This is a genomic window from Amycolatopsis japonica, from assembly GCF_000732925.1.
Lineage (GTDB): Bacteria > Actinomycetota > Actinomycetes > Mycobacteriales > Pseudonocardiaceae > Amycolatopsis > Amycolatopsis japonica.
Map to the genome: position 1 here is coordinate 639,718 of NZ_CP008953.1, position 25,710 is coordinate 665,427.

The window sequence follows — 25,710 nt, forward strand, 5'->3', positions numbered from 1 at the left end:
CTGTTTTCGCCCGCGGCGAAGAGACCCCGCGGGCTCCGTGGGGTGATTTCAGGAACGGCGGTTAGTGGATTACCGCGGCATGAACCGGTGTCGACACGAAGCCGAGTTTAGCGGAACGACGCGGCGTGATCGGCCGCCCAGACCTCGAAGCCCAGCCCCGGCCTGCCGGTGACGTCCTGGACGGTCGAGGTGACCTCGCCCGGTTTCGTCACCAGCTCCCGGAATCCGGTCAGCATCGTGTCGACGACGAAGTCCGGCATCCTGGTGAGCAGGGCGGCACGTGCCTCGTCGAGCGGGAGCTCCTCCCAGCGCGCCGGGCGGCCCGCGGCCTCGCCGATGACGCGGACCTGTTCGGCCTGCGTGAGCGGTCGCGTTCCGGTGAGCGTGTACTTCGCTCCGGCGTGCCCGTCGCCGGTCAGCGCTTCGACGGCCACCGCGGCGATGTCCTTCTCGTGGATCAGCGGCATCGACGCCTCGCCGTACGCGCCGCGGACGACGCCGTCCGCGCGGATCGACGGCGCCCAGCCGAGGGTGTTGGTCGCGAAGGCGTGCGGCCGCAGGAAGGTCCACTCCACGCCCGCGGCTTCGATCGCCTCCTCGACGGCGCGATGCCAGGCTCCGATGGCGTTGTCCTGCTCCGTCAGCGAATCGTCGACGGCGCCCGAAGAAAGGAACACCACGCGGTTCACCCGTTCCCCGAGCAACGACACCGTCGGCACCAGGGCCTCGGCGGCGCCGGAGAGCATCAGGAACACGGTGTCGACGCCGTCGAGCGCCGGTGCGATCGTTTCCGGTTTCGCCAGGTCGCCGCGGACGCCGTCCGGCGGCGGATTCCGGCTCAGCGGCCGGACCGGGACGTCCCGCTCCCGCAGCTGGGCGACCACCTGCGAACCGACGTTGCCCGTCGCGCCGGCGACCAGGATCGGCTTCATGCCGCCACCGCCGAGAAGACCGGGCGGTACCGCTTGACCGACCCGCCCGACATCCCCGGGTAGGTCTGCACCTTCTTCCACACGTCCGTCGTCCCGATGCCGTCGGCGCCCGGGGCCGCGAGCGCGGCGAGGTGGGCTTCGACGCTCGCCCATTCGGCGTAGTTCAGCACCTTGGTCCCATCGGTGCTCACGTGGAAGAACCCCGAAATCCCGCCCTCCGGCAGCGCGGGTTCCGACGCCATCGCCTCGAAGACGAGGTCGATCCAGTCGCGCTGCCGCCGCTCGTCGGGCCCCTCGAATTCGACCGAGACGATCACGAGGCAGCCGGGCGTTCCCCCGCGGCGCTGTCCGCGGTAGAGCTGGAACACGGGCGCGCCGTCGAGATCCTGGATGGCGTCTTCGCTGGTCCACTGCTCGTAAGTGAAGGCGCCGTCGTGGCCGATGCCTTCGTACGCGGTGAAGGAAACGAGCCCTTCGTGGCTCTTGTACGCCGCCCGTGCCGCGTCGGCGTCCGGCCATTCCCGCGCCACCGCGACGGTCGCGTCATCGGGTGTCGGCCAATGTCCTTTGTGGATGGTCATTTCGGAGGTCCCCTGTACTGTCATGCCTCCAGCATGAAACTTAAACAAGGGTTCAAGTCAAGCTAGGATCAGGGACATGTCCGAACTCCCGGCCGAACTCACCATCGGGGAGCTGTCGCGGCGCAGCGGTGTCGCCACCTCCGCCCTGCGGTTCTACGAACGTCAGGGCCTCATCAGCAGCAGGCGGACCAGCGGAAACCAGCGGCGCTACCCCCGGAGCACGCTTCGCCTCGTCGCGTTCATCCGCGCGTCGCACCATCTCGGCATCCCGCTCGAGGTGATCGGCGGCGTACTCGACTTCCTGCCCGAAGGCGCCGCGCCGGATCACGCGTTCTGGCGGCGGGCATCCGCCTGCTGGAGCGCCGAGCTGAACAAGCGCATCGAGCAGCTGGAGTGCATGCGGGACCGGTTCACCGAATGCATCGGCTGCGGCTGCCTGTCCTTCGACCAGTGCGTGCTGGTGAACCCCGGCGACTTCCTCGCCGCCAAGGGGCCCGGCCCGGCGCGGCTGATCACCGACTGAGCACGGCCAGTTTTCGTTCCAGCAGCCGTTTTTCGGCGCTGTTGCCCACCTGCCGGATCGCCTCTTCGTACTCCTGGACGGCTTCCGCCGGACGGCCCGCGCGGTGCAGCAGATCGGCGCGGATGGCGTGGTACAGGTGGTATCCCGCGAGGTCGAGGGCGTCGATCAGGCCGAGCGCGAGCGACGGGCCGCGCAGTTCGGCGACCGCGACGGCCCGGTTGAGCGCGACGACCGGCGTCGGGTTCATCGCGAGCAGCAGGTCGTACAGCTCGACGACCTGCGACCAGTCCGTGCTCGCCGTGTCGGCGGCGTCGCTGTGGACGGCGTTGATCGCCGCCTGGATCTGGTACGGCCCCGGCTGGTTCCGGCGCAGGCAGGCGCGGACCAGCGTCTGCCCTTCGGCGATGAGCGCCTGGTCCCACTGTGATCGGTCCTGCTCCGCCAGCAGCACGACGTCGCCGTCCTCGCCGGTGCGGGCGGCGCGGCGCGATTCGGTGAGCAGCATCAGTGCCAGCAGCCCGGTGGCCTCCGGTTCGTCGGGCATGAGGCCCGCCAGCAGCCTGCCGAGCTGGATCGCTTCGGCGCACAGGTCCTCGCGCACCAGCCGCTCACCCGAGCTGGCCGCGTAGCCCTCGTTGAACACGAGGTAGATCACGGCGAGCACCGAACGCAGCCGGTCCGGCAGATCGGCGTCGCCGGGTACGCGATACGGGATCTTCGCGTCGCGGATCTTGCCCTTCGCCCGGACCAGCCGCTGGGCCATCGTCGTTTCGGGGACGAAGAACGCGTGCGCGATTTCGGCGGTGGTCAAGCCACCCAGCAGTTTCAGCGTCAGCGCGACCTGCGCGGGGACGGCCAGCGCGGGGTGACAGCAGGTGAAGATCAGCCGTAGACGGTCGTCACGCACGGGACCCTCCTCCACTGGTTCACTGTCCGCGTTGAGCAGCGCGGCCTGGGCGTGTTTGTCGTCGCGCGCGGCTTCCCGGCGCAGGCGGTCGATGGCCTTGTTGCGGGCGGTCGTGATGATCCAGCCCGCCGGGCTCGGCGGTGGACCGCTCGACGGCCACCGGTCCACCGCCTCGGCGAAGGCGTCCTGGACCGCGTCTTCGGCGATGTCGATGCTGCCGAAGACGCGGACCAGCACGGAGACCGCGCGGCCGTACTCCTGTGCGAAGACGCGACCGACGTCTTCGGTGGTCATACGCACGTAGGACCTTCGTCGCCCTGGAACGGCCGGACTTCGACCGGGAGGTGGGTGATCTCGGTGACGCGGCGGCCCCAGTCGAGCGCGGCGTCCAGATCCGGTGCCTCGACGATGGTGAAACCGCCGAGATGCTCCTTGCCCTCGACGTACGGGCCGTCCGTCATCGCGATCTCGCCGTTCTCCTTGGCCCGCAGCACGGTGGCCGTGGTCGGCGGGTGCAGCCCACCGGCGAAGACCCAGACGCCGGCGGCCTGCATCTCCTCGTTCAGCGCCTGGATCTTGCGGGCGATCGGTTCGAGGAATTCCGGCGGCGGGATGGGGCCGTCGGGCTGATACAGGCTGATCAGGTACTGGGTCATGGCGTCCTCCTCGTCCGAGTGGGTCTTTCACTCCCTATACGAAGGGCGTCCCGCCGATTCGACAGCCGACGGGAATTATTTCTTCCCGCCACATCGTCGCAGGTCGAACCGGGATCCCTTGGTCAGACAGGCCGCGATCCGGTGCACCTGCTGGCCGTAGCCGCGGCCCTTCACCGCGGTCACGGTCCCGTCCCGGCCGACCTCGCACGGGTTGCCCTCGGTGCAGCTCTCGCCGTCCCGGTTGTGGGTGTTGTTGACGCCCATGACCGTGTTCCCGTCGGGAGACAGAAGCGCCGAGCCGGAGAGGCCGGGCCTGCTCACGCAGGTGTCGCTCGCGGCGTAGCGGACCGCGGCGTCCTGCTGGTACCCCGCCTCACGCAGGTGCGGCGCCACCGCCTCGATCGCGCACTTCGGGCGGCCGCTGGCGTAGGACATGAGCAGCCGGTCGCCGGCGCGCATCGGGCTGGTGGTCAGCCGGAAGACCTTCGCGCCCTCCCTGGCCAGTTGCGCGTAGGTCTTGTCGAGCCGGTACAGCGCGACGTCGGTGCCGGTCATCGTCGCGTAGACCAGACGGGTGGCGCGGGCACTGGCCTTCGGATAACCGTCCCGGCCGGCGATGGTGACCGGGCGGGGCAGGTCGGCGGGCCGGTCGATCAGTGCCTTCCCCGGTGCGGGCCGCCCGCTCGGTACGCAATGGCCGTTGGTCAGCACCAGCGCCGGGTCTTCGGGACGCGAGACGGGGGCACGAACCACGGCGCCGTTGCATTCGCCCACCGCGGCCGTGCCCTCCACGTTCGGGCCGGGGGCGTCCGGCGGGACGTCGGTTCCGGTCACGATGCCGTCGATCCAGGCCGAGTTCTTCGCGACGTCGGTGTACATGTCGGGGAAGTCGGCGCCCCGGATACCCGGTCCGATGACCGTTCCCGCCAGCGCCCAGCCATCGCCCGAACGGATCAGGGCGGGCCCTCCCGAATCCGTCGTTCCCGGCCCGACCGGCGGATCGGTGCGGCCGACGCACAGCGGCAGGGTGCTCCCGTCGTCGTCCCAGCAACGGTCGAGCGGCACGACCTCGGTGTCCGCTTCACGCAGCTTGCCCGGGAAGCACTTCGGGTCGGCGAAGTCGTCGCAGCCGGTCGAAGCCGCGCCCCAGCCGAGGATGCGGACGGGGGTTCCGACGGCAGGGGAGCTCCCGGCGAGCCGGATGGGCTTGGCTCGTACGGGTTCGCGCAGGTGCAGCAGCGCGATGTCCTCGCCGGGCGGGTTGTAGGAGAGGTGGCGCCGGTAGAACTTGTCGATGTCGGTGACCTCGCCCCCGGCGGTGGTGTCCAGCGAGCCGACGCGGACCTTCCAGCCGCGGGGGACGCCTGCCGTCGCGCCGTTCGGGGTGTTGGCGCAATGGCCGGCGGTGACCGCCCACTGGGGCGCGATCAGCACTGCCCCGCACCGATGGCCGTCCGGGCGGGGAGAGTCGTACTGAAGCGAGACCATGAAGTCGTAGGGCGTGGCGGACTCGGTGCCGCCGATGACGGCCGCCGCGGGGGCGGCGGTCGCCGTCATCAGGGTCAGCGCGAGCGCGAGGGATCGGATTCGCATGCGGATCACGCTGGCCGGTCCGTGTCCGCGGAACTCGATGAGCACGTAACAGTTCCGTGCGCGGTCTGACTGGTACTGCCGGACCCAGGCTGAACAGACCGTGCCATCTCCGTGCGCGGCCCGGTTTCCTGGACTTGTCACCCCGAGTCCACTTAGGAGAAACAGAGATGACGAACTCCCCGGCACCGCACGCGAACAGGGTCGCCGTCGTCACCGGAGCGTCCAGCGGGATCGGCGAAGCGGCCGCTCGGCGGCTGGCCGCCTCCGGTGCGGCTGTCGCGCTCGTCGCCCGCCGGGCCGACCGGCTGGAAACCCTCGCCAAGGAGATCGAGCGGGACGGCGGCACCGCGCTCGTGCTCGCGGCCGACGTCGCCGACGCCGACGCGATGCGGGCCGCCGCGGCCGAGGTCGAAGCGAAACTGGGCCGCGCGGACCTGCTGTTCAACAACGCCGGCGTGATGCTGGCCGCGCCGATCGACGAACTCGCCACCGGCGACTGGCAGCGCATGATCGACGTCAACATGACGGGTCTGATGAACGCCATCGGCGCCTTCGTCCCGCAACTGGTCGCTTCGGCGGCCGAGAAGGGCGTCGCGGACCTGGTGAACACCTCATCCATCGGCGCGCAGGCCGTCTTCCCATCCTTCGCCGTGTACGTCGCTTCGAAGGCCTACGTGACGCACCTGTCGAAGAACCTTCGCGCCGACCTCGGTCCGAAGGGCGTGCGGGTCGCGGCGATCGAGCCGGGCCTGGTCGAGACCGAACTGCAGGGGCACGTCACCGACGCCGGTGCGCTGGAGTGGCTGGACGGCGTGCGCGAGACGCTGACCTGGCTGAAGCCGGCGGACATCGCCGAGACCGTGGCGTTCCTGACCTCGCTCCCGGCACGGGTGAACCTCCAGCAGATCACCGTGATGCCCACCGCGCAGGTTTGATCACGGGAACAGGATCCGGGCGATCGCGCGGGCGGCGGTGTCCGGATCCTCCTGGAGCTCGGCGCGCAACGCGCCGGTGAGCCACAGATTCGCGAACCCGTGCATCAACGACCACGCGGCGACCCCCGCCATCGCGTCGTCGCTGACCGACGACGCGCCACTGGTCAGCAGGGCCCCCGCGCGGTCACGGGCGGTGGTCAGCGCCTCGTCGTCCTCACGATGGAGCTCGGGGCGGAACATCACCTCGAAATGCGCGCGATGCTCGATCGCGAAGCGCACGTACGCCACTCCGACCTCGACGAAGCCTCGGTCGCCCTCGGCCGCGAGCGCGTCCGCGAGCAGGTCGAACCCCTCGGCGGCCAGCGCGGTGAGCACCCCGGCCTTGTCGCCGAAATGGTGCACCGGCCCGGCGTGCGAGACCCCCGCGCGCCGGGCGAGGTCGCGGAGGCTGATCCCCGCCGGGCCGTGTTCGGTGATGGCCGCGACGGCGGCGTCGAGCACGGCCCGGCGGAGGTCGCCGTGGTGGTAGGGACTCATGACGATGAATCTAGTCATTGACAAGATGGGCTGCAACAGCGCATCTTGTCAGTGGAAAGATTCGCTGCTGCTTGGGAGGCATGGTCATGGATCCCGGTCTCGTACCCGTATTGATGCTGATCGCCGTCACGGCGACGTTGTCCCTGCTGGGCGTCTTCGGCGTCCAGTGGCTCAAACCCTGGCCGGTGGCCGTGCGCGGCGGTGTCGCGGCGCTGTTCGTCACCACCGGTCTCGCGCATTTCATCGGTATGCGCGAGGAACTCGTCGCGATGGTGCCGCCGGCGCTGCCCGCGCCGGAGTTGCTGGTCACCATCACGGGCGTCCTCGAACTCGCGGGCGCCGCGGGCGTGCTGTGGTCGCGCACCGCGCCGTGGGCGTCCGCCGGGCTGACGCTGTTGTTGCTGGGGATGTTCCCGGCGAACGTGTACAAGGCGCTGCACGGTCCGGTGGCCTCGACGATGGACGAACTGGTGCCGCGGAGCCTGATGCAGGTGGTCTTCCTGGCCGCGACGGTTTCGCTGGTGGTGCATTACGCACGTACGCCGGACAGACCCTTTTCCCAAAGGAGACCTTAAGTCTTTCCCAAGTTCGGCGCCCTTCTCGGAGAACCGCCCTACCCTCTGAGAATGAAGATCTCATTGTGGATCGGATTCTGTGGGCTGTGCATCCTCGCCGGGCACATGCTTCTCGGTGCTGTCGGTGTCGTACTGCTGATGAGCTGTCTCCCGGCGGGGCGCGAACACGAATCCGGTGACAGGAAAGCGCCCGCGCGACTGGCCTGAGCTCAGCCCAGCGCGCTGGCGAAGGCGAGGCCGCCCAGAATCGGAACGGCGATCGCCGCGAGCAACATCGTGCGCCGGCTCGGTTTGGGACTTTCCAGTAATGCGCGGACACCGGCCGGAACCAGCGCGAGACAAAGCCCGGCGGTGCCGATGATCGACACGATTTCGGTGCCTTTCAGAACACCGAGCGGCAGAAGCCCCATCGTCGCCATCCCGATCGACGCGGCGATACCGAGCACTTTCGCCCGATAGGCGGCGAACGCGAGGATGTACCAGCCGAACATGATCGTGAACGACAGAAAACTGAACAGATGCAGATCCTGGTACGACTCGCTGACCACACTCGCGGCGAACCCGGCTCCACGCCGTTCGGCAAGGCTGAGGGCGGCTTGGTCGATCCCGGCGTGGAAGGTCCGCTCGAAGAGTCCGAAAAGGACGAACAGGCCGCCCCAGAGGGCCAGCGCGGGTCTGGTACGGCCGATCTTCGTGGCGAGCGCGACCACCGCGGGCAACAGCAGGACATTGCCCGCCAGGAAACACGTGTACGCGGCGGTCATCAGCGCGGGATGCTCGTCCATCGCTTTCAGCTGGTCGGGGAAGAAGAAGTTGAAGCGTGACCGCAGTAGCGTTCCGGTGAGCAGCAGAAGCGGAGCGAGGATCATCGAGACCGCAGCGATGCGGCGGCCGGGGAAGACGTGGTCGGTTTCCATGCTGTGAGCGTGCCGTCGGCGGTGGGTGGGCGGATCGGGTCAGGGGCCGATTTCGCGGGTCAGACCGTGGGTGGAGTTCTTGAGTGGTTGCTGTGGCCTGCCCGTTGCCGCTTTTCGGCGAAGTGCAGGATGTCGGCGGCTGAAGTCCTCGCTCGTCGCCGTTCTCCGGCAGCACCCGAACAGAGAGGCCTGTCAGCGCAGCTTTCGGGTCCGGCCCAGCTGTCCGACCGTCGCGCTTTCTGGTGACAGGTCGGAACAGCGAGACTCGCCAGTGGCGGTTTGCGGCTGGATCCAGCCCACCTGTCGCCGTTTTCCGGCAATCCCCCGGAACGCTGAAGCCCCCAACCCCCGTTGCCGTTTTCCGGCGACGGCTCAGAACGGTGGTGGCTCGTCGGCTGCTGGGCGGGGTCCGTGAAGGGGCGGTGGTGTGCTGTCGTAGCGCTGCCCGGTGGGTGTGGTGATGGTGAGGGTGCCGTCAGTGGAGAGGTGGTAGGTCCAGCCGGGTTCGTCTTTCAACCGGTGATCGCGGCGGCAGAGGTCGATGAGGTCGGTGTCGGTGGTGTGCCCGCCGTGCTGCCACGGCACCGAATGGTCGATGTCGCAGGCTTGAGCGGGTCGGTGACAGCCGGGTCTTCGGCACTCGCGGTCCCGCACTCGCACGAACTCGGCCAGACCAGCTGTCGGCCGGTAGCGGTCGCGGCCGAGGTCAAGCACCTGCCCGGAGAGCGGGTCGGTGATGATCCGCCGTAACACAGTGTTCTGACCGGCGGCGATATGCCTGGCCAGCGAGGCGGGGATCGTGCCATGCCCGGCCAGTTCCGCCGGATCGTCATTCAGGCCGAGATAGGTGAACAAATCCATATAGAGGAACACTTCGCTGCGTTCGCTCGTGCCGCCTTGGCCGCCGAGCAAAAGATCGAGCGCGACATCGGCGCGGAGCTGGTCGAGAGTGCGGGTTTCACCACCGGTTCTGAGGGCTCGCGCTTCGCGGTCGATCCGCTGATAAGCAGCGGCGACCTTCTCGACCGGCCCATCCTCGACCTCGATGGAGGCGACCCCGGTCTCACCCTGCCGCAACGTGAGACGACGACCTTCACGATGCCGCTCGGCCCGTTTACCGGCGCCCTCGGGATCGATCGTGTTCGCCGCATGGTTGGCCGCCTTCCGGACCTGATCCGGGTTCTTGTCCCCGATCCTGTCTTCCAGCACGGCGTCGACCGCACGGGCATCTTCGTCGGAGAGCCAGGCGGTGGCCGTAGCGACCTTCATTGCGCTGAACCCGGCGAGTTTCCCCTCGTCCATCAGATTCAACGTGCGGGGAAGGCGGGTGGTCAGCGCGTCCGCGGCGGCGACCATGGCGCCCGCATGATTGTCCGTGACAGACAATGCGAACGCGACCTCCTGCGCCACACTCCGTGCGCCGTCACGATGCCGGTTCAGCTGCGCGAGCGCCCGGAACCGGACCGCTTCCAGGCGTGCGATCCCGGCCGACGCGGCTTGCGCCAACGCCACGGAATCCTTGTCGTCCAACATATTCGCGGCATCGTTCACCGCGGCCAGCACCTCGGGATCGGTGAGGCTTTCCAAGAGCGCTACAGGCGCGGAATGAGTATCCACCCCACGAACATACGACCCACCACCGACAATTCCCGGCCTCGCGATCGACAGAGGCATTGCCGATTTTTGGCAACGATAAACTGTCGATGTCGCCGATTCCCGGAAACACCACCATCCGGTGCCCAGCAAGAAGACCGGACACCGGACAGCGGCGTTCCCCACTCAGCTACCGTCGAGCGCCACCGCGACATCCCCGATCGGCAGCGGGAAGTCGCCGATCTTTGCCGCCGCACCGGTCAGCAGATTGACACTGTAAAAGCCGACGGACCGGCGGCAGGGTTGAGCACGGCGAAACCGCTCACCGACGTCGTCTTGCCGTTGGTCAGATCGCTGTAGATGTCGAAGCCCGCGATCGGGCCGGTGTCGACGCCGAGCGCGCCGGTCGGGCTGAGGAATCCGTTGTTGGCGGGCGCTTGGACGAGTACCTGGTCGGTGGCCGTGCCGATGTCGAACAACGTGGTCGCGGTGTCGGGGTTGAGATCGTTGTTCGTGTAGGCGGCCGCCGTGACACCCCTGGTCGGCCCGCCCGCCGGCGGAGTGGTCAGGATGGTGTCTTCGATCGTGACGTGGTCGCCGAGATTGTGCCGCAGGTTCTGGCCGTAGTCGCTGATCACCCGGAGCCGGTCGGCGGCCGGATTGAAGTCTACGCCGAAGTCCTTGCCGTACAACGGAACGCTCAGTTGCGAGACCTTCGTGACGATGACGTCGGGTGCCGCGGGCGGGAATTTGATCGTGTAGATACAGCCTTTCTCACCCACGCCGTACAGCAAACCGTTCTGGACGCGGAAGTCGAGCCCGATCAGGCGCGTTTCCCCGCAGGTGAGGCCCTGAACGAGCCGGACCCAGTCGAGGACCTGGGGTGTGTCGGTGTAGAAGGTGGCCATCAGCTTGCCGTCCGACGAGATCGCGAACGCCCGCGGCCCGGCGGCCTGCGCCGAGTTCGCGGTCCCGACGACAAGCGTCGTCGCGAGCGCCACCACGGTCAAGACCTTCGTGAGTCGTGCCCTCATCCGTACTCCCCTCAGCGGAAACTGTGCGAGCACAAGCTATTCGGCGGCACTGGACGGCCATTGGACGTCGATTGGACCCGGCATCCGGCGGCTTGCGGACGAGCGAGTCCGGCGGAACAGTGGGAGCGATGAACGTCCTTGTCTGCTCGGCGATCCTCTGCGCCGGTCTCACGTTCGCCGTGCCCGGTGAGGCGGAAGCGGCCCGGGAATGCGCCTCCGGTGCCAAGGTCATCAAGCCGGTCGTGCTGGAAGATCCGGGGAGGTGGACTTACACGTTCGACCTTTCGTGGTGCGCGGAGGGCGGGAGCATCGTTTGGGCGGAACCCTCGGTGGCGGCGCGAGTGCACAGCCCGGCCTGCCGCTGGGTCGGCCGCGTCGAGGAGTCGATCAAACAACTCCCGGACAAGACGTGGAGCGTCTTCGACATGAGCGAGTTCTCCTGCCTGGACGCCTCGGGCAAGGAACACGGCGTCAACCCGTGGGTCGTCGTGACCTTCCACCCGGCGGGCGCGTACGACACCAGCGGCGACATCGCGGTCTAGGCCCGGCGGATCGATTCCACCGCGGCCGACGCCTGTCTTCGCAACGCGTGATAGCCCGCCTGGTCGGCGAGGGCGAGCGCCTGACGGGCCTGCCCGAGGTCGCCGGTGACGCCGGCGAGCCCGATGAGCGCGTCGACCTCCGGATACCGGTCGCCGGTTTCCCGTAACAGCACCAAAGCCTGCCGGTACCGGCGGACGGCTTCCTGCCGGTGCCCCGAGCGCTGGTGCACGCGCGCGAGTGCGACGAGCGCCTCGCCCTCACCGCGTGGTTCGCCGGTCTCTCGCGCTAGCCGGAGTCCTTCGCGCGCGTGGTCGAGCGCGTCCGAGCGACGGCCGAGATCGCAGTACACCGAGGCGAGCCTGCCGAGAGTTTCCGCCTCCCCGGCGCGATTCCCAGCATCGCGATGCAGCGCGAGACCCTTGGCGAGCAGTCCGGCGGCCTCCGTGACCCGGCCTCGGGCGTGCTGCGTCTGCCCGAGGTTGGCCAGGTTGATCGCCTCCCCGTAGCGCGAGCCGATGCCGCGATACCGGCGCAGCGCCTGGACGTAATGCCCCGCGGCCCCGGCCAGATCACCCATCTCCCACTGCACCAGCCCCAGATTGCCCAGCGCGACGGCCTCCCCGGCGGGAGTTCCGGCGCGTCTGCTCAGCTCCAACCCTCGGGAAAACCGTGCCGCGGCCGCCGGGAGCCGTCCGGATTGCCAGTACACGCAACCGAGATTGCCCAGCACCGCGGCCTGCGCCTCCACCCAGCCCGCCCGCCGGGCGAGCACGAGCGCGCCGGTGTAGTCCCGGACGGCCTTTCGATAGCGCCCCTGGCGGAAACCCAGGTCCGCCAGGCTGAACCGGGCGGACGCGCGGGCGCGGAGATCGCCGTCCTCCTCGGCGGCGGACGACGCAGCCTCGGCGGTCGCCCGCCATTCCACCTGGCGCGACGACATCCAGAAGTAGCCGCGCAGGGCGTCGGACAGCAGCCAGGCGACCGAAAGCGGTCCGGTCCGCGCCGCGTCTCCGGCGACGGCGGCAAGACTTCCCAGCTCGGTTTCCAGCCACTCCGCCGGTGCGGCGGGAACCGGGCCGTCGGGCACGGCCAGCGGGATCCGGAACATGTGCGGGTACAACAGTTTCGCCGCGGCGTCGACGCCACGCAGGTACCACTCGTGCAGGCGTCGCCGGGCGGATCCGATCTCCGCCGGGGATTCCTGCAGGCGATCGGCGGCATAACGGCGGAGCAGGTCATGGAAGTGATAGCGATCCGGCGCGTGCTGCTCGACGAGATGCGCACCCGCGAGCATGTCCAGCATCCGCCCCGCCTGGTCCGAACCGGTGAGGATCTCGACCGCTTCGACGCCGATGTCGTTGCCCGGCACCAGGCTCAGCAGCCGGAACAGACGGCGCGTTTCCGCGGGCAAGGCCGCGTACGAAAGGTCGAACGCGGTCCGGACGGCGATCTGCTCGTCGCCGGGCACGGCGAGGGCGGCGAGCGGATTGCCCTTGCGCAGCTCGATGGCGTAGTCCTCGATGCCGTTCCCGGGATCGTCGGCGAGATTGGCCGCGGCGATCCTCAGCGCCAGCGGGAGATACGCGCACAGCCCAGTCACCTCGACGGCCGCTTCGTGTTCGGCCCGGACCCGCTCGGCGCCGAGCAGCCGCGCGAGCAGTTCCAGCGCTTCACCGGGATCGAGTACGCCCAAGGTGATCCGCCGGGCACCGTGGAAGGCGACCAGCCCGGCCATCCGGTCCCGGGCGGTGACCAGCACCAGACAGCCGGGGCCGGCGGGCAGCAGCGGCCGGACCTGCTCGACGTCGACGGCGTTGTCCAGCACCACCAACGCCTTCCGGTCGGTCATCAGCGTCCGGTACAGCGCGGACGCGGTCTCCGTGTCCGCGGGAAGCCGTTCGGCGGGGATCTCCAGCGCGGCCAGGAACCGGGTGAGCACTTCGAGTGCGGTCGCGGGGGCGCCGCCGGAATGGCCGCGCAGGTTCGCGTAGAACTGCCCGTCCGGGAACCGGTCCTTCACCCGATGCGCCCAGTGCACGGCCAGCGCGGTCTTCCCGGCGCCCGCCGTTCCCGTGACGGCCGCGAGCGCCACCGCGCCACCGGAGCCGCCGGGACGCGGCGCCAATTCGTCCAAAATGGATAGTTCGGTCGCCCGGCCGGTGAAGCCGGGTGGTTCGGCAGGCAACTGCCGGGGGACCCGGGTGGCGGGACGCGGGCTCGGGAGCGGTTCGCCGTCTTCGAGCAGCGCGGTGTGCGCCGCGACGAGTTCCGGCCCGGGTTCGACGCCCAGTTCTTCGAGCAGCCGCTCACGAACGTCCTGGTAGAGCCGGAAAGCCGTCGCCCGCTGGCCCGCGCGGTGGTACGCGCGGAGCAACCGCGCCTGCGCGGGTTCGTCCAGCGGCTGATCCGCGGCGGCTTCGACCAGTTCGGTCAGCACTTCGTCGGCGGCGCCGATCGCGAGCATCGCGTCGCCGTAGCGGGCGAGCAGCGCACGGCGTTCCGCGAGCAGGGCCAGGACCTTCGGATGCGTTGCGAGCAAAGGGACATCGGCCAGCGGCCTGCCATGCCACCGGCGCACGGCCTCGCCGAACAGAGACGCGGCACGGCCGGTCTCGCCGTCGCGCTGGGCGTCGTTCGCTTCGGCGACGAGCCCGCGGACGTGGGGCAGGTCGATTTCGACGGCGTCCCAGCGCACCGCGTAACCGCCGCCGACATGCGGCAGGATGTCGCTCCCGGATCGCGACGGGCGGCCGGGTTCCAGCAGCCGCCGCAGATGTTTGACGTGTGTCTGGAGGACGTTCACCGCGCTGCGCGGCGGCCGGTCACCCCACAGCGCGTCCACCAGTTCCTGCTTGGACATCGCCTCGCCGCCGGCGAGCACGAGCAATCCCAGGACGGCGCGGCGGCCCGGTGGTCCCAGGTCGACCTCCGCCCCGGCCAGCCACACGCGCAGCGAGCCCAGCACCTGGATCCGCACAGCCACCGGCAGGAACGTAGCGAGCCCTTCCGCGCCGCACAAGGAAAAACGACGGAAAGGGCCCCGCTGCGCCCGGCTTTGGGGCCGCTCAGGCTAATGCCCGGCGGGCTGGAGGTCGTGGCCGTTCCAGGTGAACCGGGCCGTGGTGACCGCGTCGTCGCCGTCACCGCCGGTGATGAGCTGGTGGATCCCGACGCCGCCGAGTTCGGCGTAGGTGCACCATTCGTGGTCCGACGTCAGCATCAGGTCGAGGTCGAGTGCGGACAGCAGGCCGAACACCTGCCCCCGGTTGGTGGTGTCGACGCCGACGAACACCTCGTCGAGCAGGATCACCCTCGGCGCCTCGGGCGCGGCCTGATAGTGCGCGGCGACGGCGGCGAACAGCGGCAGGTGCAGCGCGATCGCCTTCTCCCCACCGGAAAGCGCGCCGTGCAGCTTCTTGGTCAGCAGCTGCCAGCCCGCCCCGTTCGCGCGGTCCACCTTGACCACGAACCGGTGCCACGACGTGTAGTCGAAGACCTGCGCGAGCTGCTGTTCCCAGCTGGTCGCCGTGTCGTCCGCCTTCGCCTGCTCGACGCGCTCACGGAAGAACTTGTGCAGTGACACGCGGTCTTCGGCGGTCAGCTGATCCGGATCCTTCAGCAGCAGATCCCGCGCGGTCTTGGTACCCGGCGGCAGATCCGGGGAGACCTGCCAGACCAGCCGGACGGCGACCCGCGACGCGGTCCGCACGCGTTCCAGCCGCGCGTTCATCCCGTCGACGAGGTCGTTGGCCTGCCGGATGCGGGCCGCGAGATGACGGCGGGTGTCGCCGGTCAGCGTCTTGTCGAACAGGTCGCTCTCGCGATCGGTGATCTCGTGCCTGCTCTGTTCCGCTTCCGCGTAAAGGATCTTGAGCAGTTCGGCCGCGCCGACCCGCAGCCCGTCGACGACGGCGGTGAAGATCTGGACGTCCTCGTCGGTCTCCAGGTCGAGTTCCGCGCGCGAGCTGAGCGTGTTCCGGCAGGTGTGCACGGCTTCCGACAGCCGGTGCAGTGCCTCGCCGAGGTTGCTCGGCGCGTGCGGCACGGACGGCCACGCCGCGGCCACCAGCCGGGCCGTGTCCAGCGCCGCACGGACACTCTCGGACGCGGACAGGGTGGCCTGGAACTTCGGCAGATCCTCGATCCCGCCGTCCGCGGGGAAGATCCCGGTGGCGAGCTTCCGGAACCGGAGCGCGGCGGCGTCCTGCTTCTTGGTCGCGTCCTCGCGTGCCCGCGCGTCGGTCGTCCGGCGGACGCCGAGCGCGCCCAGCGACACCGCGAGCTCCTTGGCGTCGGCGTTCGCGGCGCGGAGTTCGCCCGAGAGTGCACGCAGTTTCGTGCGCAGGCCGTCGATCTCGGCGAGCACCTCGCGCTGGCCGGTGCCGACCGTCCCGTCGATCGCGTCGAGCATCGCGGTGAGCTTGGTGCGTTCGGCCTCCGCGTCGGCGGCCTCGTCCTCACGCCGGGCGGCGTTCCCCTCCGACCGGTCCGCCTGCTCGGCGCACAGCTCGGCCCGCTGGGTCGCGGTGAGCAGGTTTCCGTGCTCGTACAACCAGTTCTCGCCCTGGTCGGAGTACGTACGCAGAGCCGTGGCGAGCGCGGCCAGCGGCGCGCGTTCGGTCGGCAACCCGGATTCCGAAGCCTGCGCGGTCAACTCGTGCAGCGCGGTCTTGGCCTCGATCTCCAGCGCGGAGACGGCACTCTCCAGATGCCGGACGGCGGCGTCGGCGGCGGTCAGCTCGGCCTCGGCCGTGGTCAGTTCCCCGGTCGCGGCAAGGAGATCGTCGTGACCGGGGCGGGCGGCGCGTTCGATCTTGATCAGCTCACGCCTGCCGCGCAGGGCGGCCAGCTCGCCCTCCAGCTCGGCGATGGTCTTCTCGCGAAGGGAGATCTTGTCCCGCAGCGCGGCGATGCGGCGTTCGCGGGCGCGCAGCCGCGCGGAACCACCGATGTAGGCCGGGGCGTCCTTCGTCCAGCTACCCGACAGGCTGCCCATCCGCCAGCCACCGTCCGCGCCGATCGCCGCGGGACCGGAGGGGAGCGTGTCGTCGAAGGCGATCACCTCCAGGATCCGGCGGATCTTCGTCGGGGAAACCTCCGCGTCGGGTTCCGGCACGAGGACGTCGGCGAGCGAACGACCGGAGGCCACCGGCAGCGTCCCGGACTCCGCGAGCACGTCGTGGCCGTCGACGACACCGTGGGAGTTCACCCAGGCGTCCAGCAGACCGGCGCCTTCGAGCGCGGCCTCGATCCCCGCTTGGCTGCTTTCCGGGACCGAGCCGGCGAAATCGACCAGCCGCCACAACGGCGCGCCGCTCATCTCGGCCCGGTCCGCCGTGCGGGTGCGCGGCGGCTCGGGCGCGAGGATGTCCTCCGTTTCGAGCACGCCCGCCTCGACGAGGAGTTCGTCGTGCTCGGCTCGCGCGGTGGCCAGCGCGGCACCGGTCGCCGCCTCCCGCCGGATGATGTCTTCGAGCACGGTCTCGGCGACGGCGCCGAGCCTGCCCAGCAGCGAGACCTCCGCCTCGGCGTCCCGCACGACCGCTTCCACGTCGGGGAAGCGCAGCTCGCGGCAGCCGATCGCCCATTCGGCGAGCCGGGTGCGCAGATCGCTCAGCGCGAGTTCCCGCGTCGCCGTCGTGAGTTCGACCCGCTCCTGCGCGACCGAGAAGTCCGCTCGCGCGCGATCCAAATCCGCCTCGGCCTGGTGACGTCGTCCGACGGCGCGTTCGTGTTTGTCCAGCGTCCGGCCGAGCGCCTCGACCTGGTCGCGTTTGCCGCGGACGGCGGCCTGCAGCAACGGACGGAGCCGGGCCGGTTCGTCCAGCCCGGCGACGAGTTCGTCGTGCACCCCGGCCAGGTTCGCGCGGGTCGCGGCGGCGCGGACCTCGGTCTCCAGCGAGCGGACGAGGTCCGCCTGTCGTTTCGCGACCTGCTTCGCCGCCCGCGAGCGCTCCTCGTCGGCGTCCGCCTCGGCACGGAGCCGGTCCGCGTCCGCGCGCAGAGCCTCCGCTTTCTCGCTCGTGGACAAGGTCCGTTGCCGCAGTTTGTCGAGCTCCTGGCCCTTGCGATACGACTCGGATTCGGTCAGCCCCGACAGCCGCGCTTCGGTCTCTTCGACGTCCTTTTCGAGCTTCGCCGCCCGTTCCTCGGCGGCCTCCTTCTTCGCGGCGACCTCGTCGTGCTCCTCGGCCGAACGGCGGGCGGCCGCGGCGAGTTCGTCGAGTTCCGCGGTGGCGTTGATGAGGTTCGCGGCGCCCGCGCGCAGCACACGCTGGGCGTAGGTCTTCTGCCGCGCGGCGAGCGCACGGGTCGCGTCGACCTCGGTCTCCAGCGAGCCCAGCCGTTCGCGTTGCGCGTCGAGCCGCTCGAAACCCTCGGCGAGATCCGCGATCTCCTGCTGCCCCAACGGCGGAAGCGCACGGGAGAGCAGGTTGGACAGCAGGCTCGGGTCGAGCCGCTGCGAGAGTTTGGGCATCCGCAGCTGGAGCAGCGCGGTGATCAGCGCGTCGTACCGCTGTTCGCTCAGCGTGGGGAACAGTTTCGCGCGGATCTCCGCGCGGTACTCGGCCGCGCCGTCGTGCACGGTCCCGTGCTCGCCGAGGGCTTCCTCCAGCGCGCCCTTGGTCAGGGGCTGACCGGCCTCGTTGACCAGCGGCAAGCCGTCGCCCACGCGCAGATCGGTGGTGAAGAAGTCGGCGTGCACCGTGCTGGTGTGCGTGCTGGCCTGCAGCCGTGCGCCGCAGGTGAACCACTTCTCGCCCGCCATGCCGAATTCGAGCCAGACGTACCCGACGCGCGTGGCGCCGGAAGCGCCTTCGCCCATCAGGTTCCAGTGCATGCTGCGCTCGCTGGTGCCGAACGTCGACAGCCGGTTGGCGCGCAGGCTCGCGTCGAACAGGAACGGCAGCAGCAGCTCCAGCGCCTTCGACTTCCCGCTCCCGTTGGGGCCGCGCAGCAGCAGGCGCCCGTCGTGGAACTCGAAGATCTCGTCGTAGTAGCGCCAGATGTTGAGGATGCCCGCACGGGAGGGGATCCACCTCGTCACGGTCACGGCGCCTCCTCGGTGCGGTCGGTGTACCTCGCGGCGGCCGGGAGCGGCCGGACGAGTTCGGCTTCGGCGCGGACCAGCCCGAAGCCGGTCAGCACGGCGAGCGCGTCGACGGTCAGCCGTCGCACGCCGTCCTTGCCCCGGTAGGTCTTGGCCCAGCGGGGGAAGCGTTTCAGCAGTTTGGCGGTGGCCTTCTGCAGGTAATCGATGGTGCGCGGCTCGTCGAGCGCGTCGAGCAGCAGGAGCGCGGCGACCTTGGCGTTGCTGCCGTCGTCCGGGAACCGCTCGTCGGTGGCCAGCCCGTCGACGTCGACGAGCAGCACACCCTCCGCGCGTTCTTCGAGGACGAAACCGCCCTGCTCCGCGGCACGCCGCAGCAACTGGCGCCCGGTCGGGGTGCCGAGGTACGCGCGTTCCTCCGCGGTCAGTTCGGCGAAGTACAGCACCGGATCGTCGACGAGACGGCGGAACACCGTGTGCCGCAGCCACAGGTTCCGCTGGACGTCCGACGCGCTCGGCGTGTCCTCGTGGCGGCCGGAGGAAAGGCCGTAACGCTGCTCGTGCGACACCGCTTCCAGCAGCTCCTCGAACCGCAGCGCGACGTCGTCGGCGGGCACGGCGAGCTGGGAAGGACCGACCGGCGCGGCGAGCAACCGCAGCAACAGCGTCGCGTCCACCCGGAACAGCACCTTCGCCGCCGGATCGTCCACAAAGGACTCCGGATCGCCGTCGGCGGCTTCGAGGACGCCGAAGGACTCCAGCAGTTTGAGGACGTCCACGAACGCCAGCCGTTCCGCCCTGGTGGCGGCGTCGAACGTGGTGACGAGGTCGTCGGCGGCGCTCGCCTGCGCGACGCGGCCGGCGAGAAGTCCGATGGTCGTCACCGGCACGGTCAGCAGTTCGGCCGCCACCACGCAAAGCAGGACGTAACGGCGGCGGTCGAACGCGGCGCGCCCGGAGCGCAATCGTCGCGCCGGGCGGGTGGGGTCGGCGGCCGCGCGGACCTTGATCAGTCGCGCGTAGCCGAGCCGCGGTTCGACCGTGAGCGTCCAGCCGCAGTAGTAGTCGAACCACTGCCGGATGGGTTCGCGGCGGCGCCGGATGAGGTCGAAGGTCTCAGGGGAGCCGCGTTCGCCGATCAGCGGGGTGGCCAGCAGGGCCCGGATCCCGCGCGCGACCTCTTCGCGTTCCGCGATGACCAGTTGGTTGGTGAGGCTCACGCACCGCCTCCGGTCGTGCTGATTTCGATTTCGTAGTCGGGGCCACGGAAGACGCCGCTCGTGGTGGTCAGGCGCGCGACCGCGCCGTTCCGCGGCGGCCGCAGGACGATCTCGATCTGGCCGTCGGACGTCGTGCTCCGCCGGGCGCCCTCCGCGCCGGGAGGCCTGCCCAGCGCCTGGCCCAGCAGGTCCAGCAGCCGCTCGAAAACGGTGTGGTCCAGCTTCTCGAACGCCGAAAGCCGCACGACGCCGCCGGTGTCGAGCATGTTCCACGCCGCTTCGAGCTCGGCGCGTTCCTCGATCGCCTGCTGGACGCGTGCCGCCCGGATCGCGGTGACGTCGCGGACCCGCCCGGTCCGGGTGAACCGCTCGGTGCGGCCGGCGGAGCGGAGCAGTTCCGACACCTCGACCGGCGGCGCGTCGAGCCACGAGGCCGTCGTGCTGACCACTTCCGGGTCGGCGTGGGCGAGGTGCGCGTGCCGCGCGGAACTCAGCCCGAACATCGTGGACCACAGGCGATGCAGGTCTTCCTGCGCCGGGACGACGGTGAACCACCGCGCCAGCTCGCGGAAATCGGCGACCGCGCTGCTCGCGCGCCGCCGCGACTCGGTGATCCGGTCGAGCACCTGGAGAAGCGTGATGATCGCCCGCCGCGCGAGGTTGTGGAGGTCCTCGACCCGCGGCGTCGCCCCGTCCTCGGGCAGGAACCACGCGCGCAGCCCGTCCCACCGCGCTTTGCGGACGACGAGCCAGCGCGCGTCGGGCTTCGGCAGCGCCGCTCCGTTGAGCGCTCGCCGGTGCACGCGCTCGATGCCGTGGTCGTCGATCTCCTTGATGCGGGTGGCGATGGTGTGGGTGTGATGCTCGAGGTCGTTGAGGAACTCCTGCAGATACGCGACCGTCGCCGCCTTGACCTCGTGGAACGTCGCGAGGTCGGCCTCCGCGTGCAGCAGGCGCTGGAGGTCGCCGTTGAAGCGCTTCGTATTGTCGCGGAACGCTTCGAGGTGGCCCTCGACTTCAGTAAGCGTGCTGAACACGCGCCTGTCGGTGCCGTCTTCGAGCTGCTTCGCGAGCTCACCGAGCCGTTCGCCGAGCGCTTCGAGCGTCGCCGTCTGAAGCGCCCCGGTCGCGTTGAGCACCTCGTTCGCGCGGACCACACCCGCGTACGCCGCCTCGCCCTGCCGGGTCAGCGCGTACTGGAGATTGCGGCGCTCGTACTCGGACGCGGTCCGGTAATCACCCGCGTGGCTCTGGACGACGTCGAGGTGGCCCTGGCCCTTGAGCTGGTCCAACGCTTTGACGAGGTCTTCGTCGTCCAGCGTCTCCAGCCAGCCGACCTCACGCAGCCGCGTGCGGACGTCGTCGATCCCGAGCGCCGTCTCGAGTCGCTCGTTCGCCTCACCGAAGGCGTGCAGGATCGCCAGGGGGAGCCCTGATCTGCTCCCGTCGGTGAAACGGAACAGCTCGGGCGGTACACGGAACGGATCCATGCGTCCTCCGGCGGATGGTGCGTGGAGGTACACGTTAGGGGGTCACCCAGGCGAGTCCGAACGGCCCATCTTTTTCACTCAGAGTGCTCACGTCGTGAACATCTCGAGGCGCACCGTGGTCCCCTCGACGGTGACCTTGCGGTAGACGTGACGACCCTCGACGACCCGGTCGTCGTTCAGGACCCCGGGTGCGAAGTTCGACCCTTCGAGCAGCTTGGGCACGTCCTCCGCCGGCAGGGTGAGGACGACGACGTAGCGCGAGTCGATGCCCCGGTCGTACTGCGTCTCCAGCACCTTGCCGCTGGCAGGCATCGAGATCCCGCCGAACCGGAAGGCGTCTTCCGGCGTCGGGCTTGGCGGGGGCGTCGCGCAGCCCGCGAGAAGGAGGGCGAGGACCGCGGGGAGGGCTTTCACCTAGCGTGAGACGCACGGTGGACGTAAGCGTTCCGTCACGTCGGCGATCAGAAGCTCCCCGCGGTTGAGCGGTGAGACCTCCAGCAGCTCGGCGAACAACTCGATCATCGCCCGATGCTCGGCGGCGCGTCCGCTGAAGGGCCTCTTACCGGACCAGCGGAGCCAGCCGCCGTCCGCTGTGGCGCCGCCGTCGAGAGTCGAGAGCGGCGCGTCCGGTGTTCCCACGCCGTGCAAGTGCTCCGACCTGGCGTTGAAGAACTCGGGAGTGTTCGTATGGTCTTCGACCAACGCTGCGGCCGCACGCAGATCCGAGGCGATCGAGCAACGGCTGGGAGACGAAACAGGCCGCAGGGTGAACAGAGTGAGGTACTCCGCTGGAGAAGCGTTCCGCGGTGGTTCGGTTCTCAGCGCGAAGCCGACAAAACCGACCGGGTCCGGGATGTCTCGCAACCGGAGGCCATGACCACCGGAAAGGGAGAAGTACGGCACGCCCAAGGCCGACATCATGACCGCGGCCGCGCGGCGGGCCGGCTGGTCTGGAAGGTCAGGTGGAACAGCCGTGAGACGGACGTGGCATCGAAGAGTCCCCATTGCAGGCCTCCCGCCGGTCATCGCGCTGTCAGTGCTCAAACCCATGGAACGCGCGTTCTCGCCTCGGGCCAGGGCTGTGTGCTCGATCGGCAACAAGTTTGCGGAACTGTCAAATTGCGATCCGGGCAACGCCCTACTGCCGCGGCTGCCCGTTGCGGGACCATCGCCGGGGAGGTCGCCATGGACGCACTCCACCCGTTTTGGTCGTCGCCCGAGATAGTGCAGGCCGCTGCGATGGCTCGGTACGGCTCGTTGGCCAGGGTCGTCCGGCGCGCTCGACAGCTGACGCTGGCGCAAGTGGCGGACCGCTGCCATCTGTCGCTGAGCACGTTGTCGAGGATGGAGACGGGTCAACGCAAACTCATCGATGTCCATTACTTGCGGACCCTCTCCGAAGTGCTCGAAATCCCGCCCCACCTCTTCGGCTTGGCGCCCACATTCACCGGCGCGGCGCAAATGCGCGAGGATGGCACGCCGGTTAATGTCGGCACTGCTATCCCCGGTGGACAGGACGGTGACGAGGCGATGCGGCGACGACAGGTGCTCGCTGGGCTGGTCGGTGTCACGATCGCCGGGGTTTTGCCTGGCACGGCGCGCGCGTCCGCAGGCGAGGAATCGTTGGAAGCCTTATTGCTGGCGAAGTCACAGTGCCCGGCGGTACCGGTTCCGCTGGTCACGCTGTCCCAAGCGCTCGCCGAGGCGCAGAGAAAGTTCGAAGCCTGCGAGTACGCGGATCTCAGCCGCGCGCTACCTCAATTGATCGCCACCGCACACGCGAGCAAGGACGCATCCGTCGGGCGGCTACAGGAAAGGATGTCCGCAGCACTCGCCAGCGCATACCTGCTCGGTTCGGAACTGGCGGTCAAACAACACCGTGATTGTGTCGCACGCGTCGCCGCCGATCGGTCACACTCGGCGGCGGAGTCGAGCGGCGACCCGTTGGTGATCGCCGCGAGTTCCCGGGCCATCGCGATCGGAATGCGGCGGCATGCGCTCAGCGCTCCCGAGAAGATCGACAGAGACGCCGGTCTGAACGGTGCCATCACCATGCTCACCAGGACCGCTCTCGACCTGGGAGCCGATCAAGGCAGTCCGCCGGTTCGGCAACTCGCGTCCTACGGCTCGCTCTTGTGCACCGCGAGCTACTCGGCGACGCAGAACGGGAACACCGCGCAGGCGGTCGCGCTCATCGAAGAAGCGGAAGATGCCGCACGGCGGTTGAAAGCCACTCGAAGCGGAATGGGCAACGCGCAATTCAGTGCGACCACCGTCGCCGTTTACCGCATCGGTGTGCACACCACTCTCGGTGACACCGCCCGCGCGCTGACTTATTTCGACTCCGTCGATCCACGGCGACTGCCGAGCGCCGAGCGTCGCGCACGAGCATTCGTGGACGGTGCGCGAGCCTGGAAGGACCACGGCGATGTCGAGCGCGCCACGGACGCGTTGAACCGCGCCCACGACTGTGCGCCTCAAGAGCTCAGCAGGCCGTCGGTCCAGCGGCTCATCGCCGCCATGGTCGACGCACCCGGGCGTACTCCGGCCACCCTCTCGGCGCTCGTCCGTCGGACGTAAGCGTTCCGTCACACTTGGACGGGGATGACAGAGGCGGTTCGACACGTTGTACTGGGTGTCAACGACCGAAGGAGATCTACAGTGACGGAAAAGGCTGTTCTCGCGGGCGGCTGCTTCTGGGGCATGCAGGACCTGTTCCGCCGGCACCCCGGGGTCGTCTCCACCAGGGTCGGCTACACCGGCGGCGACGTGCCGAACGCGACCTACCGCAACCACGGCTCCCACGCCGAAGGCATCGAGATCGTCTTCGACCCGGCGCAGCTGACGTACCGGCAGATCCTGGAGTTCTTCTTCCAGATCCACAACCCGACGACCCTCAACCGCCAGGGCAACGACATCGGCACCAGCTACCGATCGGCGATCTTCTACACCGACGACAAGCAGAAGCAGGTCGCCGAACAGACGATCGCCGACGTCGACGCCTCCGGGAAATGGCCGGGCAAGGTGGTCACCGAGGTGACCCAGGCCGGTGACTTCTGGGAAGCCGAGCCGGAACACCAGGACTACCTGGAGCGCATCCCGAACGGCTACACCTGCCACTACGTGCGGCCGGAATGGCAGCTCGGCGAGCGCTGATCGTCGCGCTGCACGTCTCCTCCGTGCATGCGTACGAGGGCCGTCCCGCTGACGGCCCTCGCCTCGATCCTGCTCCGGTCTCGCGCGACCACGTCGAGGTGCGCGCGGGACTGGGGCTGGTGGGGGACCGGTACTTCAACCATCCCGCGCATCGTTCCGCCGCGGTGACGCTCTTCTCTTCTGCTGTCCCTGGCGATCCGCTGCTGGCCCGGCGGAACATCGTGCTGTCGGGCTTCGACGTGGACGCTCTGTCGCGGGGCTCGGTTGTGACCCTGGACTCCGGTGACGGCCCTGTGCGCTTCGAGGTCCACCGGCCCGCGAATCCATGCGCGTGGATGGACGTCGTCTACCCGGTCGGGACTTTCGCTGCTTTGCGGGGCCGCGGCGGGAAGCGGTGCGTGCCGCTGGACGACGGCGTCTTACGCGTTGGGCCGGTAGAGATCTACTAGGCCCTTTTTGATCTGTTCCGTAGTCATGCTCTGGCGCTGATAGACATACTGCGCCGCCGCCAGGGGCGCGAGGAGCGCATCAGCCCTGAAGTGTGCGTCGGTCTTTGGATCGATCTCGCTCATCAGCGCGACCAGGTGACTGTGGTGCAGCCGGTACGCGCCGGTCACGAACCGCGCCATCGGCGTCTCCGTCTCCGCGACCATGAGCAGCTCGCCATGCGTTTCAAGCCTGTCGACGTACGCTTCCAGGAACGCTTTCAGTCTTTGGGGCGCGGGCGCCCCCGGCCCGAGTGGCGGCGGCCCGCTGATGAACGCCTCCTGGAACTCGCGCTCGTTCTCGTCGAGCAGCGCCTGCGCCAACGCGCCCTTGTCCGGGAACCGGCGATACACGGTCCCGATCCCGACGCCCGCCTCCGCCGCGACCTCGTCCAACGCGAGCCCGTCGATCCCTTTGGCCGCAACGAGCTTGGCCGCCGCGCGGACGATCTTCTGCCGGTTGCGAGCCGCGTCCGCCCGCTCTGGAGTCCCGGCCCCTGCGATGGGAAGCACCCAGTGAGCCTAACCGGTGGACAAGTGGAACTTTCTCCAGTTAACTAAGTGGAAGAACTTCCACTTAAGGAGGCCCGGATGTCCGTCGAACACTTCACGAGCGATGGCGCTTCGACCTGGTTCCAGCGGCTCGACCAGCAGATCTTCTTGGCCGACGTCCTCGCACAGGACAGCGGCGCGGCCATGTCCGTCGGCTTCGGTCGCTACGCCAAAGGCGAGAAGAACCCCTGGAAGATGACCTACGACGAAGCCCTCGTCATCACTTCGGGCGTTTTCACCGTCGAGGGCCCTTCGGGTTCAGTGACGGCTCGGGCCGGCGAGGTGATCTATCTACGTGCGGGAACGGAGCTCGTCTACGTGGCCGATGAGGACACGGAACTCGTCTATGTCACCTACCCGCATTGGCTGGCCGCCACGGAGTCATCGGCTGAGGCACATCGGCTCGACGACTTCCATGAGGTCGGGTAAA

25 protein-coding genes are annotated in these 25,710 nt (G+C 69.2%); 9 read left to right on the forward strand and 16 right to left on the reverse strand.

Annotated elements, in window-relative coordinates:
* Positions 1-107: 107 nt before the first annotated feature.
* Complete coding sequence (locus AJAP_RS03245; protein ID WP_038508062.1) at positions 108-932, reverse strand: NAD(P)H-binding protein; 825 nt, start codon at positions 930-932, stop codon at positions 108-110.
* On the reverse strand, positions 929-1,537 hold the full coding sequence (locus AJAP_RS03250) for an antibiotic biosynthesis monooxygenase (RefSeq protein ID WP_228694850.1): 609 nt from the start codon (positions 1,535-1,537) through the stop codon (positions 929-931). The genes AJAP_RS03245 and AJAP_RS03250 overlap by 4 nt, the downstream gene beginning before the upstream one ends.
* 52 nt (positions 1,538-1,589) lie before the next feature.
* Between AJAP_RS03250 and soxR the strand changes: the two genes are divergently transcribed.
* The gene (gene soxR / locus AJAP_RS03255) at positions 1,590-2,036 is read left to right on the forward strand and encodes a redox-sensitive transcriptional activator SoxR (RefSeq protein ID WP_038508065.1); all 447 of its coding nucleotides are present in this window, start codon (positions 1,590-1,592) and stop codon (positions 2,034-2,036) included.
* Here soxR and AJAP_RS03260 read toward each other — a convergent pair.
* The 3 genes from AJAP_RS03260 to AJAP_RS03270 form a co-directional block, all read right to left on the reverse strand.
* Positions 2,026-3,237 (reverse strand): RNA polymerase sigma factor, encoded by a 1,212-nt coding sequence (locus tag AJAP_RS03260; protein WP_038508067.1) that lies wholly within the window; start codon positions 3,235-3,237, stop codon positions 2,026-2,028. The two genes, soxR and AJAP_RS03260, sit on opposite strands and share 11 nt — an antisense overlap.
* Positions 3,234-3,599, reverse strand: coding sequence for a YciI family protein (locus tag AJAP_RS03265; RefSeq protein ID WP_038508068.1), 366 nt, complete (start codon positions 3,597-3,599; stop codon positions 3,234-3,236). The genes AJAP_RS03260 and AJAP_RS03265 overlap by 4 nt, the downstream gene beginning before the upstream one ends.
* 75 nt (positions 3,600-3,674) lie before the next feature.
* A complete protein-coding gene (locus tag AJAP_RS03270; protein ID WP_038522297.1) occupies positions 3,675-5,192 on the reverse strand; it encodes a trypsin-like serine protease in 1,518 nt (505 codons plus the stop codon).
* 167 nt (positions 5,193-5,359) lie between these two features.
* Here AJAP_RS03270 and AJAP_RS03275 point away from each other — a divergent pair, with 167 nt between their 5' ends.
* Positions 5,360-6,127 carry an SDR family oxidoreductase gene (locus AJAP_RS03275; protein WP_038508070.1) on the forward strand — a complete coding sequence of 256 codons (768 nt, stop codon included), beginning with the start codon at positions 5,360-5,362 and terminating at the stop codon, positions 6,125-6,127.
* Here AJAP_RS03275 and AJAP_RS03280 read toward each other — a convergent pair whose 3' ends face one another.
* Positions 6,128-6,664, reverse strand: a complete 537-nt coding sequence (locus AJAP_RS03280; RefSeq protein WP_038508071.1) for a TetR/AcrR family transcriptional regulator — start codon at positions 6,662-6,664, stop codon at positions 6,128-6,130. It lies immediately after the preceding gene.
* Between the two features lie 80 nt (positions 6,665-6,744).
* Here AJAP_RS03280 and AJAP_RS03285 point away from each other — a divergent pair, with 80 nt between their 5' ends.
* Positions 6,745-7,239: a DoxX family protein gene (locus AJAP_RS03285; RefSeq protein WP_038508073.1), complete on the forward strand. Its 495-nt coding sequence runs from the start codon at positions 6,745-6,747 to the stop codon at positions 7,237-7,239.
* A 51-nt stretch (positions 7,240-7,290) separates the two neighbouring features.
* Positions 7,291-7,446: a hypothetical protein gene (locus AJAP_RS44010; protein ID WP_158073286.1), complete on the forward strand. Its 156-nt coding sequence runs from the start codon at positions 7,291-7,293 to the stop codon at positions 7,444-7,446.
* A 2-nt stretch (positions 7,447-7,448) separates the two neighbouring features.
* Here AJAP_RS44010 and AJAP_RS03290 read toward each other — a convergent pair whose 3' ends face one another.
* From AJAP_RS03290 to AJAP_RS03300, 3 genes are all read right to left on the reverse strand, one after another.
* Positions 7,449-8,156, reverse strand: a complete 708-nt coding sequence (locus AJAP_RS03290; protein ID WP_038508074.1) for a hypothetical protein — start codon at positions 8,154-8,156, stop codon at positions 7,449-7,451.
* Between the two features lie 372 nt (positions 8,157-8,528).
* Positions 8,529-9,689 (reverse strand): HNH endonuclease signature motif containing protein, encoded by a 1,161-nt coding sequence (locus AJAP_RS03295; protein WP_167551735.1) that lies wholly within the window; start codon positions 9,687-9,689, stop codon positions 8,529-8,531.
* 320 nt (positions 9,690-10,009) lie between these two features.
* Entirely contained in the window at positions 10,010-10,783 is a 774-nt protein-coding gene (locus AJAP_RS03300) for a DUF4394 domain-containing protein (RefSeq protein ID WP_228694851.1), read from the reverse strand.
* A 128-nt stretch (positions 10,784-10,911) separates the two neighbouring features.
* On the opposite strand from AJAP_RS03300, the gene AJAP_RS03305 reads away from it, so the two are divergent.
* Positions 10,912-11,325: a hypothetical protein gene (locus tag AJAP_RS03305; protein WP_038508077.1), complete on the forward strand. Its 414-nt coding sequence runs from the start codon at positions 10,912-10,914 to the stop codon at positions 11,323-11,325.
* On the opposite strand, the gene AJAP_RS03310 is transcribed toward AJAP_RS03305, so the two are convergent.
* From AJAP_RS03310 to AJAP_RS43480, 6 genes are all read right to left on the reverse strand, one after another.
* Positions 11,322-14,309: an AfsR/SARP family transcriptional regulator gene (locus AJAP_RS03310; protein WP_228694852.1), complete on the reverse strand. Its 2,988-nt coding sequence runs from the start codon at positions 14,307-14,309 to the stop codon at positions 11,322-11,324. The genes AJAP_RS03305 and AJAP_RS03310 overlap by 4 nt on opposite strands.
* Before the next feature lie 87 nt (positions 14,310-14,396).
* Complete coding sequence (locus AJAP_RS03315; RefSeq protein ID WP_038508079.1) at positions 14,397-18,380, reverse strand: TIGR02680 family protein; 3,984 nt, start codon at positions 18,378-18,380, stop codon at positions 14,397-14,399.
* Positions 18,377-19,597, reverse strand: a complete 1,221-nt coding sequence (locus AJAP_RS03320) for a TIGR02678 family protein (protein ID WP_038508081.1) — start codon at positions 19,595-19,597, stop codon at positions 18,377-18,379. The genes AJAP_RS03315 and AJAP_RS03320 overlap by 4 nt, the downstream gene beginning before the upstream one ends.
* Complete coding sequence (locus tag AJAP_RS03325) at positions 19,594-21,087, reverse strand: TIGR02677 family protein (RefSeq protein WP_038508082.1); 1,494 nt, start codon at positions 21,085-21,087, stop codon at positions 19,594-19,596. Before AJAP_RS03325 ends, AJAP_RS03320 begins: the two co-directional genes overlap by 4 nt.
* Before the next feature lie 87 nt (positions 21,088-21,174).
* The gene (locus AJAP_RS03330) at positions 21,175-21,501 is read right to left on the reverse strand and encodes a hypothetical protein (protein WP_038508084.1); all 327 of its coding nucleotides are present in this window, start codon (positions 21,499-21,501) and stop codon (positions 21,175-21,177) included.
* Positions 21,502-22,188, reverse strand: coding sequence for a hypothetical protein (locus tag AJAP_RS43480; RefSeq protein WP_158509778.1), 687 nt, complete (start codon positions 22,186-22,188; stop codon positions 21,502-21,504).
* An 84-nt stretch (positions 22,189-22,272) separates the two neighbouring features.
* Here AJAP_RS43480 and AJAP_RS03340 point away from each other — a divergent pair, with 84 nt between their 5' ends.
* The 3 genes from AJAP_RS03340 to AJAP_RS03350 all read left to right on the forward strand — a co-directional run bounded on the left by AJAP_RS03340 (position 22,273) and on the right by AJAP_RS03350 (position 24,692).
* Positions 22,273-23,667 (forward strand): helix-turn-helix domain-containing protein, encoded by a 1,395-nt coding sequence (locus AJAP_RS03340; RefSeq protein WP_051972328.1) that lies wholly within the window; start codon positions 22,273-22,275, stop codon positions 23,665-23,667.
* 81 nt (positions 23,668-23,748) lie between these two features.
* Positions 23,749-24,243, forward strand: a complete 495-nt coding sequence (gene msrA / locus AJAP_RS03345) for a peptide-methionine (S)-S-oxide reductase MsrA (RefSeq protein ID WP_038508087.1) — start codon at positions 23,749-23,751, stop codon at positions 24,241-24,243.
* Positions 24,222-24,692, forward strand: a complete 471-nt coding sequence (locus tag AJAP_RS03350; RefSeq protein ID WP_038508089.1) for a molybdenum cofactor biosysynthesis protein — start codon at positions 24,222-24,224, stop codon at positions 24,690-24,692. Before msrA ends, AJAP_RS03350 begins: the two co-directional genes overlap by 22 nt.
* Here the strand turns inward: AJAP_RS03350 and AJAP_RS03355 are convergent.
* A complete protein-coding gene (locus tag AJAP_RS03355) occupies positions 24,663-25,241 on the reverse strand; it encodes a TetR/AcrR family transcriptional regulator (protein WP_038508091.1) in 579 nt (192 codons plus the stop codon). The genes AJAP_RS03350 and AJAP_RS03355 overlap by 30 nt on opposite strands.
* A gap of 78 nt (positions 25,242-25,319) precedes the next feature.
* Here AJAP_RS03355 and AJAP_RS03360 point away from each other — a divergent pair, with 78 nt between their 5' ends.
* Positions 25,320-25,709: a cupin domain-containing protein gene (locus AJAP_RS03360; protein WP_038508093.1), complete on the forward strand. Its 390-nt coding sequence runs from the start codon at positions 25,320-25,322 to the stop codon at positions 25,707-25,709.
* Position 25,710 lies beyond the last annotated feature (1 nt).

Bases quoted from the DNA above. Each gene is read 5' to 3' on its own strand.
- AJAP_RS03360 (WP_038508093.1), top strand. From the start codon at position 25,320: ATGTCCGTCGAACACTTCACGAGCGATGGCGCTTCGACCTGGTTCCAG.
- AJAP_RS03285 (WP_038508073.1), top strand. From the start codon at position 6,745: ATGGTCATGGATCCCGGTCTCGTACCCGTATTGATGCTGATCGCCGTC.
- AJAP_RS03275 (WP_038508070.1), top strand. From the start codon at position 5,360: ATGACGAACTCCCCGGCACCGCACGCGAACAGGGTCGCCGTCGTCACC.
- soxR (WP_038508065.1), top strand. From the start codon at position 1,590: ATGTCCGAACTCCCGGCCGAACTCACCATCGGGGAGCTGTCGCGGCGC.
- AJAP_RS44010 (WP_158073286.1), top strand. From the start codon at position 7,291: ATGAAGATCTCATTGTGGATCGGATTCTGTGGGCTGTGCATCCTCGCC.
- AJAP_RS03270 (WP_038522297.1), bottom strand. From the start codon at position 5,192: ATGCGAATCCGATCCCTCGCGCTCGCGCTGACCCTGATGACGGCGACC.
- AJAP_RS03280 (WP_038508071.1), bottom strand. From the start codon at position 6,664: ATGAGTCCCTACCACCACGGCGACCTCCGCCGGGCCGTGCTCGACGCC.
- AJAP_RS03250 (WP_228694850.1), bottom strand. From the start codon at position 1,537: ATGACAGTACAGGGGACCTCCGAAATGACCATCCACAAAGGACATTGG.
- AJAP_RS03295 (WP_167551735.1), bottom strand. From the start codon at position 9,689: ATGTTGGACGACAAGGATTCCGTGGCGTTGGCGCAAGCCGCGTCGGCC.
- AJAP_RS03325 (WP_038508082.1), bottom strand. From the start codon at position 21,087: ATGGATCCGTTCCGTGTACCGCCCGAGCTGTTCCGTTTCACCGACGGG.
- AJAP_RS03300 (WP_228694851.1), bottom strand. From the start codon at position 10,783: ATGAGGGCACGACTCACGAAGGTCTTGACCGTGGTGGCGCTCGCGACG.
- AJAP_RS03265 (WP_038508068.1), bottom strand. From the start codon at position 3,599: ATGACCCAGTACCTGATCAGCCTGTATCAGCCCGACGGCCCCATCCCG.
- AJAP_RS03245 (WP_038508062.1), bottom strand. From the start codon at position 932: ATGAAGCCGATCCTGGTCGCCGGCGCGACGGGCAACGTCGGTTCGCAG.
- AJAP_RS03350 (WP_038508089.1), top strand. From the start codon at position 24,222: ATGGCAGCTCGGCGAGCGCTGATCGTCGCGCTGCACGTCTCCTCCGTG.
- AJAP_RS03305 (WP_038508077.1), top strand. From the start codon at position 10,912: ATGAACGTCCTTGTCTGCTCGGCGATCCTCTGCGCCGGTCTCACGTTC.
- AJAP_RS03260 (WP_038508067.1), bottom strand. From the start codon at position 3,237: ATGACCACCGAAGACGTCGGTCGCGTCTTCGCACAGGAGTACGGCCGC.
- AJAP_RS03340 (WP_051972328.1), top strand. From the start codon at position 22,273: ATGGACGCACTCCACCCGTTTTGGTCGTCGCCCGAGATAGTGCAGGCC.
- AJAP_RS03290 (WP_038508074.1), bottom strand. From the start codon at position 8,156: ATGGAAACCGACCACGTCTTCCCCGGCCGCCGCATCGCTGCGGTCTCG.